This window comes from Aureivirga marina, assembly GCF_015767265.1.
Taxonomy (GTDB): domain Bacteria; phylum Bacteroidota; class Bacteroidia; order Flavobacteriales; family Flavobacteriaceae; genus Aureivirga; species Aureivirga marina.
Map to the genome: position 1 here is coordinate 25,983 of NZ_JADPIB010000006.1, position 19,391 is coordinate 45,373.

Genomic DNA, 19,391 nt, shown 5'->3' on the forward strand with positions numbered 1-19,391 from the left:
AACTCAGATTTTAATAGTAATTTTGCTCAAACTTATAGAGCACGAATTACATGGAGTTAAGACATATTTCAGATTTACAAAAAATAGTAGATTTACATCCAGAAAAAAAGAAATTGGTTTTATGTGCAGCTGGTGATGAGCACGCTTTAGGTGCTGTAATCGAAGCATATGAAAAAGGTTTAATCGATCCAATTTTAGTTGGAAAAAAACAAGATGTTGAAAAAACAGCAGATGTTTTCAATTTTGATCTTTCGAATGTAACTACTTATTATGAAAGAGATATTCAAGCAATTGTAAAGAGATCTGTTAGTTTAGTAACCACTGGAGAAGCAGATATTTTAATGAAAGGAAAACTTTCTACAAAAGAATTACTTTCAGGTGTTTTAAATAAAGATTGGGGATTAAAAACAAAACGTTTCTTATCTCACTTTGCAATTTTCGAAATTCCAGAATATCATAAATTATTAGGTGTGACAGATGTTGCATTTAATATAGTTCCAGATTTACAAGCAAAAATTGAAATCGTAAATAATGCGGTAGGTTTTGCTAGAAAATTAGGTGTTGAAAAACCAACAGTTGCTGCTTTAGCTGCTGTAGAAATGGTAAATCAAAAAATGCCTGCTACAACGGATGCTGCACTTCTTTCAATTATGCAAAGAAGAGGACAAATTAAAAACTGTATTATCGACGGACCTTTGGCTTTTGATAATGCAATTAGTTTTGAAAGTAAAGAATCAAAAGGATTAGGTGGGCCAGTTGCAGGAAATGCAGATATTTTATTAGTTCCAAATATCGAAGCTGGAAACATGCTTTACAAATCTTTTGTATTCTTTGCAAATGCAAAACTTTGTGGAATCGTTTTAGGAGCTCCATTTCCAATTGTATTGACTTCTAGAGCAGATTCAGAGGAAACAAAATTTAACAGTATTTTATTAGCAGCAGCTTCAACTTCAAAATTATAATGGAAAATAAAGGAATATTAGTCATAAATCCAGGTTCAACTTCTACGAAAATTGGTGTTTTTGAAAACGAAAAATTAGTTTTTGAGAAAAATATTCACCACAATGGAGAAGAAATTGAACAACTAAATTCTATTCAAGAACAAATCTCTTTTAGAAAGGAAATTATTTTTAAAGTTCTTGAAGAAAATAATTATAATGTTTCAAATCTTGCAATCATCATGGCAAGAGGAGGTTTATTAAAACCTGTAGTTTCTGGTGTGTATCAAGTAAATGATTTAATGATTCATGATTTGACAAATGCACCGAAATTTCATGCAAGTAATTTGGCTGCTTTAATCGCTAATGAAATTGCTAAAACACAAAATATAGCAGCTTACATTGCTGATCCTGTGGTTGTAGACGAATTATCAGATGTTGCACGTTATACTGGACATCCGGAATTTTCAAGAATTTCTATTTTTCATGCTTTAAATCAAAAAGCAGTTGCAAGAAAATTTGCTTCTACAATTGATAAAAACTATGAAGATTTAAATTTAATCATCACACATATTGGTGGAGGAATTACAGTTGGAGCACATCAAAAAGGGAAAGTAATCGATGTAAATCAAGGTTATGACGGTGAAGGTCCTTTCTCTCCTGAAAGAAGTGGAACTGTTCCTTCTGGTGATTTAATTAAAAAAGCTTTCAGCGGAAAATATACAGAAAAACAAATGCACGAAATGATTGTTGGAAAAGGTGGAGTTTCGGCTTACTTAGGAACAAACAACATGATTGAAGTTGAAAACCGTATAGAAGCTGGAGATAATAAAGCAACAGAAGTTTTAGAAGCTATGTGTTATCAAATTGGAAAAACAATTGGTAGTATGGCAGTTGCTTTAAAAGGTAAAGTAGATGCAATTTTAGTTACTGGAGGTGTTGCCCACAGCGATTTTGTAATTGCTAAATTAAAAGATTATACAGAATTTATTGCGCCGATTTCTGTTTTCCCTGGAGAAGACGAATTGGAAGCTTTAGCATATAATGGTGAGATGATTCTTCAAAATAATATTGAAGTAAAAACGTATAAATAATCATTTCACCATAAAATAATTTTCATTTAAGGTTATTGCTCATTTGTATCGTTTATGGCTTTGATACAAATGAGCTTTTTTTATAACCTCTTTTTTATTTTAAAGAAACAGAATTAATTACATTAAATTCTTTGTATTCTTTAATTCTAGGATCAAACAATTCAACTTTTTCATATGTAATGATTACATTTTTCTTTAAAATGTTTTTTTCATTAGATTCTAAGTCTAAATCATTTTCAACAAAAGTTAACCAATAAAACTTTGAAGTTTTTCCATTGTCTTCTTTCACAGTATAATAAATAAAGGAACCTTTTTCAACCTTTAATACTTTACCAGAAGTTTCTAAAATACTGTTTTCTACAGCTGCTTCAGAAGCTATTGCTTCTTCTTCTAATTCTGATGCCGCAAGCTTTGTAAATAGTTCAACTGCTTTTGGACAAGAAGACATTAATTCAATTGCAATCACTTGTCCTAATTTTTCACCTTCTTTCTCAAGATTTGAAGCACCAGTTAAATCAATCCCATAATCTTTTTCTAATTCAGCTTTATATTTAAGTGCATTTTGCATCATACATAAACCCAACTCCATTGTAAGTTTTTCTCGAGAAACTTCCTCATCTAAATTCTCAATACATTTACATGTTTCATTTGTAATTTCCTTCATATAATCTTGAGAAAAACCAGAAAAAGAAGCGATTAAAAATAAAATTAAAGTAATTTTTTGTTTCATAATTTTACATTTTTTTTTGTATTAATTGAAGCAGCAATATTACAAGAAAATCTAGGAAACACACAGTATTTAAGGAAATATTTTAATACTTTTTATCATAAAAATGAATTAATTATATCTCTGATAAATAGTTGAATTTAAATTAATTCAAAAACCTTAATTTCTCTTTAAGAAAAAGGAACAAAACATTCTGAAATAATTCAAGAAAGGAAATGTGGAAAATTAGAAGAATCTTATATCTTTGAGGAATAATTAAAAATTAAAAAATTATATGGAGATTACGGCAAATAATCCAAATAGAAAATCATGGATTGAAGTAAGTGCTAATTCGGATTTTCCTATTCAAAATATTCCTTTCGGTGTTTTCATTACAAAAGATGACATCATTACTGTTGGTTCTCGTATTGGTGATAAAGCAATTGATTTAGCTGCATTACACCAATTAGGTTATTTCGATGGAATAGATTTAACTGAAGATATATTCTTACAAGATACTTTAAACGATTTTATTTCTCATGGAAAAAAATGTTGGAGAGAAGTAAGAAACAGAATTGCTGAAATTTTCGATGTGGAAAATACTTCTTTACAAAACAATGAAGATCACAAAGAAAAAGTTTTATTTGATATTTCAGAAATTGAAATGTTACTTCCTGTAAATATTGGAGATTATACTGACTTCTATTCTAGTAAAGAACATGCTACAAATGTTGGAACAATGTTTAGAGATCCAAACAATGCACTTTTACCAAACTGGCTACACATTCCTGTAGGTTATCACGGAAGATCTTCTTCTATTGTTGTTTCTGGAACTTCTGTTCACAGACCATTAGGACAAACTTTACCTGTTGATGCAGATACTCCTGTTTTTGGTCCTTCAAGATTAGTTGATTTCGAATTAGAAATGGCTTTTATCACAACAGATTCTAATAACTTAGGAGAAAGAATTCCAGTAAATGAAGCAGAAGATTATATCTTCGGAATGGTTTTATTTAATGATTGGAGTGCTAGAGATATCCAAAAATGGGAATATGTACCTTTAGGACCTTTCTTAGCGAAAAACTTTGCTTCTACTATTTCTCCATGGATTGTTACTTTAGATGCTTTAGAGCCTTTCCGTGTTGAAAGCCCAAAACAAGAACCTACTCCTCTTCCATATTTACAACAAACTGGAGATAAGAGTTTTGATATTCAATTAGAAACTTATATCAAACCTGAAAATAGTGAAGAAACTAAAGTTTGTTCTTCAAACTTCAAGTATATGTATTGGACAATGGCGCAGCAATTAGCACATCACACTGTAAACGGATGTAATGTAAGAGCTGGAGACATGATGGGAAGTGGAACTATTTCTGGTCCAACTCCTGACAGCTACGGTTCTATGTTAGAACTTTCTTGGAGAGGAACAAAACCTTTACAAATGAACGATGGTTCTGAAAGAAAATTCATCAATGATAATGATACTGTAATTATGAGAGGTTTCTGTCAAAATGGAGACATCAGAATTGGATTCGGTGATTGTGAAGGGAAATTACTTCCTGCAACAGAATTTAACTCGTAATTCTTTTTAAAAAAGGTTTTTCTTTAAACCTAAAATATACATAAAGCTATTTCTAAAATTCATTTTAATTCTATAATGAAATCTTAGAAATAGCTTTCTTTTTTTATCTAAAAATTCTATTTCTTCACTTTTTTAATAAAAATAAATTCAATTTAATTATTTAAACTGCTTGATTTGCAAATATTTAAAATAAATTCTGTACTTTTAAGAATAAAACATCATAGCACATGAGTAAATCATTAAAATACAGAAAAGCAATGAACATGATGTATTCTTTCGGTGCATCTATTGTAATCATTGGAGCTTTGTTTAAAATTTTACATTTCAAAATCGGTCCTTTAACTGGTGGGTTAATGCTAGGAGTTGGATTAATTACAGAAGCATTTATTTTTGCTGTTTCTGCTTTTGAACCTATCCCATCTGAATATGATTGGACTTTAGTTTATCCTGAACTTGCAGGTGGTGAGAAAAAACCAAAATCAAAAGAAATTGAAAAAGTAGAACAACAAACTAAAGAAATTGTTGATGAATTGGAAATTATCATGAAGCATACGATCGAAGATGTTGCTATGCTTAGAAGTTTATCTAGCCAGATTTTTAATTTAAAAGATGTGGTTACGCATATTCAACCTTCACTCCATTTGATGAATGAATCTAACGAATATGTAAATAATATTAATATTGCTGCTGCGAAATTAGAATCTTTAAACAGTCTGTATCAATTACAATTTGATAAATCTGAAAAACAAAACGAACTTAATCTTCTAATTTTAGACAACATCGAGCAAATAAGCAATCAAATGAAACAAATCACAGATAATTTAAATTCAATGAATACTGTGTATGGCGAAATGCTAGAAGTACATTAATCTAATTTTATAATCTACATATATCTAAATGCTGTATCTTTTTTGATGCAGTTTTTTTTTTTACAAAACTGTTCGGTTTTTGATTTATTTTTGTCTTTTAATTTTATGGAATCCTAAAAAACAAAAAATGAATTCAAAACCCTTTTTATTTTTATTTCTATGTATTGTTTTTGTAACAAATTCTTTCTCTCAAAAACAAAAAACAAAACAAATCTCCACATTTTTACAGCCTTATGCAGACTCTCAAACTTTTAGTGGAAATATTTTAGTTGCAAAAAAAGGAAAAATAATTTTTCAAAAATCTTATGGAAAAGCAAATCACAATTGGAATATTTCAAATGAAAATAACACAAAATTTGTAATTGGTTCTATCTCAAAATCTTTTACTGCAACTTTAATCACAAAATTAATTCAAGAAGGAAAATTAAACCTAAATGATCCAATTTCCACTTTTTTCCCTTCATGTCCTGAGGAATTTCAAGATGTAACAATTCATCATTTAATGAGTAATACTTCTGGAATTCCAAATTATTTTATGTTAGATGGTTGGATAAAAGGAGAATTTAGAAAATACATTTCTTATGAAGATTTTTTAAAATTAATTTTCGAATTTGAACTTATTTTTCCAGCTGGAGAAGGTTATCATTATTCCAATTCTAATTATTTTCTTTTGGGATTAATTATTGAAAAAATAACTAATCTAACTTATGAAAATGCATTACAAAAATACATTCTTCAACCTTTAAACATGAATCAAACTGGTGTTTTTGCAAATTCAAAAGTGCTAAAAAACTTGGCTTCTGGATATCGTTTTAAAGAAAATGGAGGTTATCGAAATCAAATGTATATGAATTTTGATTTGTTTAAAGCTGGTGGAAATTTATATGCGACAACTGAAGATTTATTAAAATTAGATCAAGCTTTGTATTCAAATAAATTGCTAAATGAAAATTCTAAAAAGATTTTATTCAACCCAAAATACCGAAATGGTTGGAATGTTTCTAAAATAAAAATAAATGAAAAAGAATACCAAAATTGCAATTATGATGGACAAATGGAAGGTTATAGTTCTATCATTTATCGATTTACAGATGAAAATATCACAATCATTCTTCTTTCAAATAATGGAATAAGTTATGCAACCAAAAATCATATTGTTCAAAACATCGCCTCTATCCTATTCGATTCTTATCAAAAAGAAAAAGAACCATATTCTCTAGTTTTAAACAAAGCAATTTTTGATGGAAATTTAAAAGAAGCTATTGCAAATTATTCTAAAGTTAAAAATAATTATTCTATAAATACTGACTTAATTCATGATTTAGCAAAGCAAATGGATTGGTCTGATTTACCTGAAATTTCTGAAGAAATCTATAAATTCAATGTAAAATTATTTCCAGATAAAATTGAAACAACGTTTAATTTAGCAGAATTCTACAAACAAAGAGGAAAAATCAAAAAAGCAATTCCACTTTATAAAGAAGTTTTAAAAGAATATCCTAATAATTCTTATTTGAAAAATATAATAAATCAAGAATATTAAACTAAAAACTCCTCAAATCTGAGGAGTTTTCTAACACTAATTTTGAATAAAATTTTCTGGGGCTTTCCCTTTCAGGGTCGGGCTATCCACTATATCTTTTTCGGTTTCAAAAAACCAAAAAAGGATGCCGCTTCTATCCCTAAACCAAAAACTTCAACAACATAACTATAAAAAAACTATTTTTTAAAAAACATTCTTTACGATTTCCTGAATATTTTTCCCATTTCCCATAGAATAATAATGCAAAATCGGAACATTTTTTTCTTTCAATTCTTTACTCTGTGCAATACACCATTCATTTCCAACTTTTGAAACTTCTTCATTTGTCTTACATTTCAAAACTTCTTTAATCAAAGCTTCTGGTAAATCCACATGAAAACGATGCGGAATCAAATTCAATTGACGCTTTGTTGCAATCGGCTTTAAACCAGGAATAATCGGAACACAAATTCCATGTAACTTACATTTTTCAACAAAATCAAAATATTTTTGATTGTCAAAAAACATTTGTGTAATGATATAATCTGCACCTTTTTCAATCTTTTTTTTCAAAAATTGAATATCAATATCCAAATTAGGCGATTCCATATGTTTCTCTGGATAACCAGCAACTCCAACACAAAAATCGGTTTTCGCACAATTCTCAATATTCGAATTCAAATATTTTCCATTATTTAAATCTGAAATTTGTTCCACCAAATCAGAAGCAAATTCGTGTCCTTCTTTTTCTGGTTCAAAATAAATCTCTGATTTTATAGGATCTCCACGTAATGCAACAACATTGTCAATTTCTAGAAAATCCAAATCAATTAAAAAATTCTCGGTATCTTCTCTAGTAAATCCACCACACAAAACATGCGGAACAGCATCAATATTATATCGATTTTGAATTGCAGCACAAATTCCGACAGTTCCTGGTCTTTTTCGAATTATTTCTTTTTTAAATAAGCCATTTTTAGCTTGTTTAAACAAATATTCCTCTCGATGATAAGTTACATCAATAAAAGCAGGATTGAATTTCACTAAGGATTCTAAATTGTCAAAAATCGAATGAATATTTTGTCCTTTTAAAGGTGGTAAAATCTCAAATGACAATAAAGAACCATTTTTATTATTTTCTATATGTTCTATAACTTTCATGATATATCTAAATTTGGAGCAAGCCATTTTGCCGCTTCTTCAACAGAAATATTTCTTTTTTTTGCATACACTTTTAATTGATCTTCTTTTATTTTTCCTAAACCAAAATATCGAGCATTTTCATTTGCGAAATAATATCCTGAAATACTTGCCGCAGGCCACATTGCTAAATTTTCGGTTAATTTCACTCCAATTGCTTCTTCTACATTTAATAACTTCCAAATTGTTTTTTTCTCTAAATGATCAGGACAAGCTGGATAACCTGGTGCTGGACGAATTCCTTTGTATTTTTCTTTAATCAAATCTGCATTGGAAAAAACTTCATCTTTTGCATATCCCCAATATTCTTTTCTAACTTTCTCATGAAGATATTCTGCAAATGCTTCAGCAAATCGATCCGCCAAAGCTTTCACCATAATAATGGAATAATCATCATTTTCTTTTTCAAATTTTTGAACTAATTCATCACATCCAAAACCAGTAGAAACACAAAAACATCCAATGTAATCTTCCAAACCTGTTTCTTTTGGAGCGATAAAATCAGCTAAAGATAAATTCGGTTTTCCATCTGCTTTTTTTCCTTGTTGACGAAGTGTAATAAATGAATCTAAAAGTTTATTTTTTTCATCATAAACTTCGATAGAATCTCCAACAGAATTTGCTTTAAAAATTTGAAAAACTGCTTTCGCTTTTAATAGCTTTTTTTCTAAAATTAATTCAATATATTTTTGTGCATCTTCATACAATTCGGATGCTTCTTTCCCAACAATTTCATCTTCTAAAATTGCTGGAAATTTTCCAAATAAATTCCATATTTTAAAGAAAGGAGTCCAGTCAATATATTTAATCAAAAACTTTAAGTTAAACTCATTAATTATTTGATTATCAATTATTTGTGGCTTTTTAATTAAATCAATATTCCAATTTACATTTAAGTTATTACATCTAGATTCTTGATAATCAACATATTGCTTTATTTTATTTCTTTTCAAAAATTTTTCTCTAAACTCTTGATAGTCAATTTTAATTTGTTTTTTAAAATCTATATTATCTTTTTGCAATAAATTTCCAACAACAGTTACTGCTTTAGATGCATCATTCACATGAACAACTGTTTCATTTTCTGGTGCAATTTTCACAGCTGTATGTGCTTTAGAAGTTGTTGCTCCACCAATTAAAATTGGCAAAGAAATTTGTTCTTTTTTTAAAGCTTTTGAAACTGTAATCATCTCTTCCAAAGAAGGTGTAATTAATCCACTTAATCCTAAAATATCTGGTTTCTCTTTTTGAATAGTTTCCACAATTTTTTCTGGCGGAACCATCACTCCCAAATCAATTATTTCATAATTATTACACCCTAAAACAACACTTACAATATTTTTTCCAATATCATGTACATCTCCTTTTACGGTTGCTAAAACAATTTTTCCAGCAGATTTTATAGTTGCATCTTTTCCTTGTTCAATGAAAGGCTGCAAATAAGCGACTGCTTTTTTCATCACTCTTGCAGATTTTACGACTTGTGGTAAAAACATTTTTCCTGAGCCAAATAAATCTCCAACAATTCCCATTCCTTCCATCAAGTTTTTTTCAATTACTTGAATTGGTTTTTTAGAAAGAATCCTCGCCTCTTCTACATCTTGAATAATAAATGTATCAATTCCTTTTACTAAGGAATGATTAATTCTCTTTTGTAAATCCAATTTTCGCCATTCTAAATTTTGGGCAACTTTATTAGCACTTTTAGCAGTTTGCTTTTTATTTTTCTCAGCAAATTCCAAAAGTCTTTCTGTTGCATCCTCTCTTCGATTCAAAATAACGTCTTCTACAAGCGTTAAAAGATTTTCTGGTATATTATCATAGATTTCCAATAAAGATGGATTTACAATCCCTAAATTCATCCCATTTTTAATTCCATGATATAAAAACACAGAATGCATTGCTTCTCGAATCTGGTTATTTCCACGAAAAGAAAAAGAAACATTGCTCACACCTCCAGAAACATTGGAAAAAGGCAAATTCTCACGAATCCATTTTGTCGCTTTAAAAAAATCAATTGCATTTGTTTCATGTTCTTTAATTCCAGTTGCAACAGGAAAAATATTTGGATCAAAAATGATATCTTCGGGAGGAAAATGAATTTCATTCACTAAAATATCATAGGATCTTTTACAAATTTCAATTCTGCGTTCATAAGTATCTGCTTGTCCAAGTTCATCAAAAGCCATGACAACAACTGCTGCTCCATATCTTTTAATTTTCTTCGCATGATTCTTAAACACTTCTTCTCCTTCTTTCAAGCTAATTGAATTTACCACTCCTTTTCCTTGAATAATTTGCAAACCAGCTTCTAATATTTCCCATTTAGAACTATCAATCATTATCGGAATTTTTGCAATATCTGGTTCGGAAGCTATTAAGTTTAAAAAGTGGATCATTTCTTTTTTTCCATCCAACATTCCTTCATCCATATTTACATCAAGAATTTGCGCACCATTTTCTACCTGTTCTCTAGCAATTTCTAGCGCTTCTTCATAATTTTCTTCTTTGATTAAACGTAGAAACTTTCTAGAACCTGTTACATTTGTACGTTCTCCAATATTGATGAAATTACTTTCCGGATATACATAAAGAGATTCTAAACCAGAAAGTTTTAAATATTTTTGTTTTGCTGCTTTCATATCAATTGAGGAATTTTTCTTGGTTCATATTTTTTTGCAACTTCAGCAATTGCTTTTATATGTTCTGGATTAGTTCCACAACAACCACCGATAATATTTACAAGATTTTCTTTTAAATATGCTTCAATAATTTCTTGCATTTCTTTTGGTGTTTGATCATATTCTCCAAAAGCATTTGGCAAACCTGCATTTGGATGTGCAGAAGTAAAGAAATCTGTTTCTTTCGCTAATCTTTCTAAAAAAGGTTCTAATTGTTTTGCACCTAAAGCACAATTAAATCCAACGCTTAAAAGAGGAATATGTGAAATGGAAGTCAAAAAAGCTTCTACAGTTTGCCCAGAAAGCGTTCTTCCAGAATTATCTGTAATTGTTCCAGAAACCATAATTGGAATTTCTAAATTTCTTTCTTCTTTTATTTCTTCAATTGCAAAAAGAGCTGCTTTTGCATTTAATGTATCAAAAACTGTTTCTACCAACAAAATATCAACCTCAGCATCTAACATTGCATTTACTTGCTCTTTATAAGCAATTCGTAAAGTTTCAAAATTGATAGCACGAAAAGCTGGTCGATTTACATCTGGTGATAAACTTGCTGTTCGATTTGTTGGGCCAATAGAACCTGCAACAAATCTTGGTTTTTCTTTTGAAGAATATTTTTGAGAAACTTCTTTCGCAATTCGTACAGATTCAAAATTCAATTCATAAACCAAATCTTGCAAATGATAATCTTCCATTGCAATACTTGTACTCGAAAATGTATTTGTTTCAATAATATCTGCTCCTGCAAGCAAATATTGTTCATGAATTTCTTGAATTGCTTTTGGTTGTGTTAAAGAAAGTAAATCGTTATTTCCTTTTAAATCATATGGAAAATCTGCAAATCGCTTTCCACGATAATCTTCTTCGGTAAAATTATAGCGCTGAATCATTGTTCCCATTGCGCCATCTAAAACTAAAATTCGCTTTGTCAGTTCTTGAAAAATATTTTTCATTTTTTATGTTTTAAAAAATGTTCAAAAACACTTAGAAGTTGGATTGATTAAATAGTAAATTCAGTTAACAAAAATGGAAGCTTATATTTAATCATAAAGAAAATTGTGAAAAAAACAGATGTATAAAAAATATACTTGTAGAAATTTTTCTGTGTTATCTTTCCAAAAAAATTGGTAGAATGTAGCACCTTCTTTACGGAGCGTAAAGGGTTGCTAAGGTTTCAAAGGGTCTATTCCCTCCACCTTTCTTTATAACAACTAAATAAATTAATGAACGGTTTCGAAACACAAAGTAAAGACAAGAAAAATTAATTTCCAACAGTTTAACTTAAAAATAAGTTTTAAATTTATTTTTTCACTTTTAATATATCTTTTAAAATCCTTGAAACCTGCTTATCTTCTATTAAAAAAGCAGCGTGTCCGTGAATAGAATCAATTTCATGATAAAAAGTATTCTTTTTCACATTTTTAATTTTCTCATAATTTTCGAAGCCATCTTTTGCTGGAAATAACAAATCGGAATTAATTCCAACGATATGAATATTTCCTTTTACTTTTTGAATTTGATTTAAAAACTCTTTTTCTGTTTCAAATACAAACGTTGTCATCAATAAATGATTCAGAAATTTATGCGCTTTTAAATGAAATCTCCCATCCAATTGTTTTCCATGATAATCAAACCATGCATTTAATTCAGAATGTTTTTTATCTATAGAAAATTTCTGTTTATATGATTCTGGATTTCGATACATATTCATCGCATGAATTCTTGCATTAAACATTGAAGAATTCGATGTTTCTAATAAAATTTCTTGCACTTTTAAATTTGCAATCAACCAATTAGAAGCTCGCCAATCAGAAGCAATACAAATACAATTTTCTATATTAATTTTAAAAAGTAATTCCCAAATTAGATTTCCTCCAATAGAACCTCCAACATTAGCAAAAAGTTTATCTATTTTCAATTCTTTCAAACCAATTAAAAAGATTTTTGAAATATCTTTTAATGTAAAATCTTTGTATCGATCAATTAAAAAATAATCAAAACCATTACCTGGAATATTAAAAGCTAAAACCGTATATTTTTTTAAATCTATTGCTTTTTTCTCTCCAACAATTTTATCCCACCAGCCATTTTTACCAATAATTTGCGAATTTCCAGTAAATGTATGATTCACTAAAATAATTGGTGCAGATCCTAATTTTTGACCAAAAACTTGATAAGACAACGGAATTTTAGAATACTTTTTCCCAGATTCAGTTTTAAAATTTGAAATAACAATTTGTTTTAATTCTTTTCTCAAAACATTCTTTTTAAAATTGTTATTCTTAAAATTAAATAAATTGCAGCAACTTCTTTCTTAAGGTTGTTTTAAAATCACTTTTCTAATTTATCTACTTAAATATAATTTTCCTTGAATTGCTTGGGTTTTCGAATCGTTAAAATTAACTACATAAAAATACACACCTGTAGGAACTCTTTGTTTATTTCTATTTAACTGTCCATTCCAATGCTTTCCTTTTTCATCTGTATAAACCAATTTCCCCCAACGATTGTAAAATTGAATTTTATAATTTGGAAAATTGACAGCCAAATTTTTAATTAAAAACAAATCATTAATTCCATCACCATTTGGAGAAAAACCTTCTGGAATTTCTAAATCACAATTTCTTTTTTGTTTTACAATATTTAATGAAAGAACTTCAAAGCAATTTGTTTCCAAATTTTCAATTCGAATAAAAAATTGTTTTCCGATTTCTAATTCTTGATTTTTTTCAATTTGATATTGTTTTTCTATTGCATTATCATTTGAATTATAAAAAGTCAATTCAAAATCAATAAACTCTGGATATTTTTCTAAAATAAAATCTTTTAAATTCAATTGTTTAATCTCATTTTCACAAACTTCCAATTCCATATTTTTTATTTCAAGAAAAGGACTTTCCAAAACTAAAATTGTATTTCTAATTTCGTATTTTCTTCCATCTTTTTCAAAAGTTAAAATTACTTCAAATTCACCAAAATCAACATAATTATGTATTGGATTTTGATTCGAAGAAACATTTCCGTCACCAAAATCCCAGAAAACATCAGAAATATTTTCTTCATTTAAATAAAAATGAGTTGGATTTCCAAAGCAAACATTTTCAAAATCGAATTGAAATTTTTGTTCTTCAAAAAAGGAAGAAACAAAAGTTGGTAAACCAGCTTTTGAAAAATTCGTTTCTAAATTGAGATAATTTAATTCTAAATTTGCTTCTTCTCCAATTTCATTCGGATTATGTAGAACACTTAAATAATTTCCGAATTCAGCAATGTAAATTTTAGAATCTGGTCCAATTTGTAAAGCTTTAAAATAATTTTCATTCTCTAGATTCCCACCTAAATCTATTCTTGAATTTTTGATTACTGCTTCTGATTCTAGAGAAACATTATATTGAGAGATTTTATTCGGAATATTCCAATAAGAAACATATAATAATTGACTATTTGGAGAAAAAGAGATTCCATAATTTGTAGATTGTGAACCATGTTCATTCAAAAACGAATCAAAATTAATTTCGTTAGAAAATATTCCTGTATTTTTATCAAAATCGAACAATTTTGTTCCTTTTTTCCATAAAGCAATTGCCATTTTATTTCCGTCAGGAGAAAATTTCATATAACCATAAAAAAGCACGCTGCTATTTTCTTCGCTCATATGACTTACAACTGGAAGATGATTTACGCCAGCTTCTATAACATTATAAGCTAAAATTTCATCGCTATCAATCTTTACAGAAGCAATCCAATATTCATTATTTTCAGCATTGTAAATTGCAGTTAACTTTTCATAACAATGTTTATTTAAAACAATATTCTTTTCATCAGAAACGATTCCACCCAAACCATTATCCAATTCTAAATCAATTTTAGAATATCGTAAACCTTGTCCATAAGGATAATTTTGTATTTGATCGACTGTGAAGATATAATAAAAACGATTCGAATTAATTGCTTTTAAAATCAAAGCAGATTGTGTACTTGAAATTCCACCGCCCAAGCCTGTTCCATTTAAAAGAATTTCATGATTTCTGTTATAAACAGTAACTCCATCCGTATAAAATAATAATTCGCCATTTGCATTTGAAATAGAAGAACAACCTTCATAAACGTTTAATTTCCCACCTTCTATAGAAGTTGGAGTTTCAGAATTAAAAGTAATTCCGGCATTTTGACCAAAAAACCAATTATTTCCTTCTTTTTATGCTGTAATTGTGTTGGTAATAAATACAAATAATACCAACCAACTTAATTGTTGTTGTTTTTTCATAGATTTTAATTTTCATAGCTTTCCAATCTTTTGTAGAAGAATGATTGGAAATAGTTCATTTTTAGAGAATTAAATCTAGTGAAATTTTGCAAGAATTAAAACATAAATAACAGATTATTAAAAACTTAAACTCTATAAAACAAAAAAAGACCAATCTGCAATTAGATTAGCCTTTTTACTTTATAATTTATTTAATTCTTATCGATTTAAATATAATCTTCCTTGATATGGTTTTAAATTATTTTTATTAAAGTGAAGCACAAAAAAATAAACTCCAGCAGGAGCTCTACTTTTATCTCCTTTTAATTGACCATTCCAAGGATTTCCATTTTTGTCTGTATAGATTAAACTTCCCCAACGATCGTAAAAGTCAATTTGATAATTTGGAAATAAATCAAATACATCTTTAATTTCAAATAAATCATTAACACCATTTCCGTTTGGTGAAAATCCTTCTGGAATAAACAATCCGTTGATTAATTCTTCTTCTGAGGTTTCCTCTTCTAAAATATCTTCTTCTAATTTTACTTTTAATAAAAAAGAATTTGTATCAAAACAATTTGCTAAAGAATTTTCTATTCTAAAATAAAAAGTGGTATCTAAATCTACTGTTTGAATTGAATCAATTCTATTTTGATCTAATTCAGCATCTAATTCTGAAGTATAAAAATAAATATTAAAATTAGACCAATTTACTTCTAATGAATTTTCCTGAACATGATTTAATAAATCAAAATCTATAAGTTCTTCCCCTAAGAAAGAAAATTCATCAATTGGTTCAATAATTAGATTTTCATAAACAGTAACAGTATTTTTCAATGTAAAACTTTCTCCATCTTTATCAAAAGTAAGTTTAACTAAAAAATCTCCTGAAGTTGTAAATTCATGAACTGGATTTTGTTCTGTAGATGTATTATTAGAAGAGTTTTCATCTCCAAAATCCCAAAGAATATTTGATACTTCTGTTTCATCAAAAGTGAAATTTGTAGCTGTTCCAAAACAAACTTCATCATAATGAAACTTAAATCCATAATCTTCAAAAATAGAAGAAACAAAAGTTGGTAATCCACTTAATGATTTTTTATTAGGAGCCAATGATATATAATTTAATTCTAAAGAAGCAGATTCACCAGATTCATTTGGATTATGAATTACATGTATAGAATTATCACCATTAGAAACAATATAAATTTTTGAATCTGGTCCAATTTGTAAGGCACTCATATAATGATAACCATCTTCATGAAAAATTAAATCATATCTTGAATTTATAATTTCCTCTTCTGTTTCATAGTTTATATTAAATTGGCTTACTAAATTTACAGTATTCCAATATGTTAAATATAAAAACTCACTATTTGGTGAAAATGAAAGACCATAGTTATACAATAAAATTTGTCCATCTGGAGGTTGATTTGAAAGGGATTCTATCGTAATTTGATTTGAAAAACTTCCTGTTTCTTTATCAAAGTCGAACAATTTTGTTCCATTTTGCCATAAAGAAGCTGCCATTTTTTTCCCATTAGGAGAAAATTTCATATAACCAAAAATATTTGGTTCATCATTTATTTCGTTCATATGACTTACTACAGGAACAGGATTTACACCTAAATCATCAACTTTATAAGCTAGAATTTCATTACTATCGATTTTAATTGTAGCAACCCAATATTCATTTGCTTCTTCATTATAAATAGCTGTTAACTTTTCATAAGAATCAAAATTTAATAATACATTTTTTTCTGTTTCAACAATTCCACCCAAACCATTATCTAATTCCATATCTACCAAAGAATATCGAAGTCCATCACCATCGGGATAATCTTGAATTTCGTCTACAGTGAAAATGTAATAATATCTATTTGAATTAATTGCTTTAATGATAATTGCAGATTGTGAACTAGAAGAAGCCCCACTTAAATCCTCACCATTTAACATCACATCATAATTTCTGTTATAAACAGTTACTCCATTTGTAAAAAATAACGTCTCTCCATTTGCATTAGAAATAGAAGAACATCCTTCTAACATTGAGTAATTAATTGGAACATCAATTGCTGATGGTGGCTCTGTTTCAAATGTAATTCCTGCACCATAACCAAAAAACCAATTATTCGCTTCTTTTTGTGCAAATACAGTTTGAGTAATTATAAAAATCCCCAGTAATAAATAATTTAAAAAGTATTTTTTTTTCATAATTTTTATTTTCATAGTTTCTGTTTTTCTCTATTTTAAAATTTAAAGAATCCCTTATATTTAAAGGGCGCAAGCTAGATAAAAACTATTCTAAACAAAAATTATAATCCTTAAAAAAAAGCTTTAAACAACAGTTTTATGAATAAAAAAAGAGAGAACTTTAAATATTAAAATAGCAACTTAAAAACTTTATTTATTTTATTCTTTTTCTATCTTTTTAACGTAAAATGTCTACTTTTTTTAAATTTATAAATAACTATCAATTTTCAATCAAACTAAAATGAGATATCAAAAAATACTTTCCGAACTTTTTATTAAAAATCGCGAAAATTTCACAAATAAAATGAAAGCAAATACTATTGCTATTCTGACTTCTAATGATGAAATGCCTACAAATGCAGATGATTTGATGGGTTTTGCACAAAACAATGATTTGTTCTATTTATCAGGAATTGATCAAGAAGAAACTATTTTAGTTTTATATCCAGATGCTTATAAAAAAGAAAATCGAGCAATTCTTTTTATCAGAGAAACAAACGATTTTATCAAGCGTTGGGAAGGAAATAAACTTACTAAAGAAGAAGCAACGCAAATTTCTGGAATCAAAAATGTAAAATGGTTGCATGAATTTGATGCAACTTTACAGCTTTTCGCTTTTGAAGCAGATGGATTTTATCTTGGACATAATGAACATGCAAAACGTGTTACAGAAAAAATAGAAACACAACAAGATCGAATGATTCTTTGGTGTAAAGAAAAATATCCACTTCATGAATACCATCGCGTTGCGAAAATTACACGTGATTTAAGACAAATCAAATCACCTATAGAAATCGGATTAATTCAAAAAGCTGCTGATATCGGAATTGAAGGTTTTCATAGAGTTTTAAAAGCTTGTAAACCGAATATTAAAGAATATGAATTGGAAGCAGAACTTACATATACTTTAATAAAAAATGGAGGAACTCGTCATGCATTTAAACCAATTGTCGCAAGCGGAATCAATGCTTGTTCTCTTCATTATAACACAAATGATGCTATTTGTAATGATGGTGATATGATTTTAATTGATTTCGGAGTTTGTTATGCCAATTACAATTCTGACACAACAAGGTGTATTCCTGTAAATGGAAAGTTTACAAAAAGACAAAAAGAAGTTTACAACGCTGTCTTACATTGTTTAAAAGAAGGAGCTAAACTTTTGACAGTCGGAAAAAATCATGCAGAATATGAAAGAGAAATGGGAAGTTTGGTAGAAGATCAACTGAAAAAATTAGGTTTATTAACGAATGAAGATATTGCAAATCAAGATCCTGATTATCCAGCCTATAAAAAATATTTTATGCATGGAACTGCTCATCATCTTGGTTTGGATGTTCATGATGTTGGACTTTATAGTACGAATTTACAAGAAGGAATGGTTTTTACGTGTGAACCTGGAATTTATATCGAAGAAGAAAATATCGGAATTCGACTTGAAAATGATTATGTAATTACAAAAGATGGTCCTTTAAATCTTACTGAAAAAATGCCAATTGAAATTGAAGAAATTGAAGCTTTAATGCAAGAGATTTAGTTTATTTATCCTAGAAAATATTACATGAAAAATCCTGTTCAAAAACAAAATTTGAACAGGATTTTTTGATGTATTTATTATTTTTTTAATTTATGGACGAGGTTTTTTAAATTCTCTCTTCCATCCATTTTTTGAAATTAAAGAAATTTTGTGGAGCAACACCATGTCCAACAGGATATTCACTATAAACATTTGGAATATGATATTGGTTTAAGAAAGCTGGAGCTTGTTGCGCCCATTCTACAGGAATAACTTGATCTACACTTCCATGTGAAATAAAGAAATCTAAATGCTTATAGTCTTCTTGTTTTCTATTTTCTGGTAAAATATCTTGATTTATATATCCACTTAAAGCAATAATATTTTTCACTTTTTCTGGATATTTAAAAGCCATTGCATAACTTAAAATTGTTCCTTGACTGAATCCCATTAAAAACATTTTATTCGAATCAAAAGTAAATTCTTCTTTTAGTTCATCTAAAAAATTTGCAATTAATTCTACAGATTCTCTAGCTTCATCTAAATCTGAAAATTTCCCATTAATCGAATCAAAATTTATAGAATACCATGCATAACTTCCATACATCAACGTTTGTGGCGCTCTTGCACTTATGATCAATAATTCATCTGGTAATTCGTCTGCAAATGAAAATAAATCTTGTTCATTACTTCCATATCCATGTAACATTACTAAAAGAGGTGGATTTTCATTTGCTATTTTTGGTTGTCTTACGACATATTCTAAGGATAGTTTTGTCAT

The 19,391-nt window shown here is 28.3% G+C and carries 14 protein-coding genes and 1 riboswitch; of the genes, 6 read left to right on the forward strand and 8 right to left on the reverse strand.

The window, feature by feature from the left end:
* Window positions 1-50 precede the first annotated feature (50 nt).
* Both I1A51_RS13100 and buk read left to right on the forward strand, forming a co-directional pair.
* A complete protein-coding gene (locus tag I1A51_RS13100; RefSeq protein ID WP_196894616.1) occupies window positions 51-962 on the forward strand; it encodes a bifunctional enoyl-CoA hydratase/phosphate acetyltransferase in 912 nt (303 codons plus the stop codon).
* A complete protein-coding gene (gene buk, locus I1A51_RS13105) occupies window positions 962-2,032 on the forward strand; it encodes a butyrate kinase (RefSeq protein WP_196894618.1) in 1,071 nt (356 codons plus the stop codon). Before I1A51_RS13100 ends, buk begins: the two co-directional genes overlap by 1 nt.
* 94 nt (window positions 2,033-2,126) lie before the next feature.
* Here buk and I1A51_RS13110 read toward each other — a convergent pair whose 3' ends face one another.
* Window positions 2,127-2,762 carry a hypothetical protein gene (locus I1A51_RS13110; protein ID WP_196894620.1) on the reverse strand — a complete coding sequence of 212 codons (636 nt, stop codon included), beginning with the start codon at window positions 2,760-2,762 and terminating at the stop codon, window positions 2,127-2,129.
* Window positions 2,763-3,033: 271 nt separating this feature from the next.
* Here I1A51_RS13110 and fahA point away from each other — a divergent pair, with 271 nt between their 5' ends.
* The 3 genes from fahA to I1A51_RS13125 all read left to right on the forward strand — a co-directional run bounded on the left by fahA (window position 3,034) and on the right by I1A51_RS13125 (window position 6,732).
* On the forward strand, window positions 3,034-4,320 hold the full coding sequence (fahA, locus tag I1A51_RS13115) for a fumarylacetoacetase (RefSeq protein ID WP_196894621.1): 1,287 nt from the start codon (window positions 3,034-3,036) through the stop codon (window positions 4,318-4,320).
* 227 nt (window positions 4,321-4,547) lie between these two features.
* Complete coding sequence (gene porL, locus I1A51_RS13120) at window positions 4,548-5,189, forward strand: type IX secretion system motor protein PorL/GldL (RefSeq protein ID WP_196894623.1); 642 nt, start codon at window positions 4,548-4,550, stop codon at window positions 5,187-5,189.
* A 127-nt stretch (window positions 5,190-5,316) separates the two neighbouring features.
* Complete coding sequence (locus I1A51_RS13125; RefSeq protein ID WP_196894624.1) at window positions 5,317-6,732, forward strand: serine hydrolase domain-containing protein; 1,416 nt, start codon at window positions 5,317-5,319, stop codon at window positions 6,730-6,732.
* A gap of 183 nt (window positions 6,733-6,915) precedes the next feature.
* Here the strand turns inward: I1A51_RS13125 and metF are convergent, their stop codons facing one another.
* From metF to I1A51_RS17650, 6 genes are all read right to left on the reverse strand, one after another.
* A complete protein-coding gene (gene metF, locus I1A51_RS13130) occupies window positions 6,916-7,872 on the reverse strand; it encodes a methylenetetrahydrofolate reductase [NAD(P)H] (RefSeq protein ID WP_196894626.1) in 957 nt (318 codons plus the stop codon).
* Window positions 7,869-10,553 (reverse strand): methionine synthase, encoded by a 2,685-nt coding sequence (gene metH, locus I1A51_RS13135; protein WP_196894628.1) that lies wholly within the window; start codon window positions 10,551-10,553, stop codon window positions 7,869-7,871. Before metH ends, metF begins: the two co-directional genes overlap by 4 nt.
* Window positions 10,550-11,545 carry a homocysteine S-methyltransferase family protein gene (locus tag I1A51_RS13140; protein WP_196894630.1) on the reverse strand — a complete coding sequence of 332 codons (996 nt, stop codon included), beginning with the start codon at window positions 11,543-11,545 and terminating at the stop codon, window positions 10,550-10,552. Before I1A51_RS13140 ends, metH begins: the two co-directional genes overlap by 4 nt.
* 151 nt (window positions 11,546-11,696) lie before the next feature.
* Window positions 11,697-11,803: riboswitch (SAM riboswitch) on the reverse strand.
* Window positions 11,804-11,892: 89 nt separating this feature from the next.
* Window positions 11,893-12,849, reverse strand: a complete 957-nt coding sequence (locus I1A51_RS13145) for an alpha/beta fold hydrolase (protein ID WP_196894632.1) — start codon at window positions 12,847-12,849, stop codon at window positions 11,893-11,895.
* 87 nt (window positions 12,850-12,936) lie between these two features.
* Window positions 12,937-14,589 (reverse strand): T9SS type B sorting domain-containing protein, encoded by a 1,653-nt coding sequence (locus I1A51_RS13150; RefSeq protein ID WP_196894634.1) that lies wholly within the window; start codon window positions 14,587-14,589, stop codon window positions 12,937-12,939.
* 468 nt (window positions 14,590-15,057) lie between these two features.
* Complete coding sequence (locus I1A51_RS17650) at window positions 15,058-17,055, reverse strand: T9SS type B sorting domain-containing protein (protein ID WP_231374034.1); 1,998 nt, start codon at window positions 17,053-17,055, stop codon at window positions 15,058-15,060.
* A 343-nt stretch (window positions 17,056-17,398) separates the two neighbouring features.
* On the opposite strand from I1A51_RS17650, the gene I1A51_RS13160 reads away from it, so the two are divergent.
* The gene (locus I1A51_RS13160) at window positions 17,399-18,631 is read left to right on the forward strand and encodes an aminopeptidase P N-terminal domain-containing protein (RefSeq protein WP_394369309.1); all 1,233 of its coding nucleotides are present in this window, start codon (window positions 17,399-17,401) and stop codon (window positions 18,629-18,631) included.
* Window positions 18,632-18,737: 106 nt separating this feature from the next.
* Here I1A51_RS13160 and I1A51_RS13165 read toward each other — a convergent pair whose 3' ends face one another.
* A complete protein-coding gene (locus tag I1A51_RS13165; protein WP_196894638.1) occupies window positions 18,738-19,391 on the reverse strand; it encodes an alpha/beta hydrolase in 654 nt (217 codons plus the stop codon).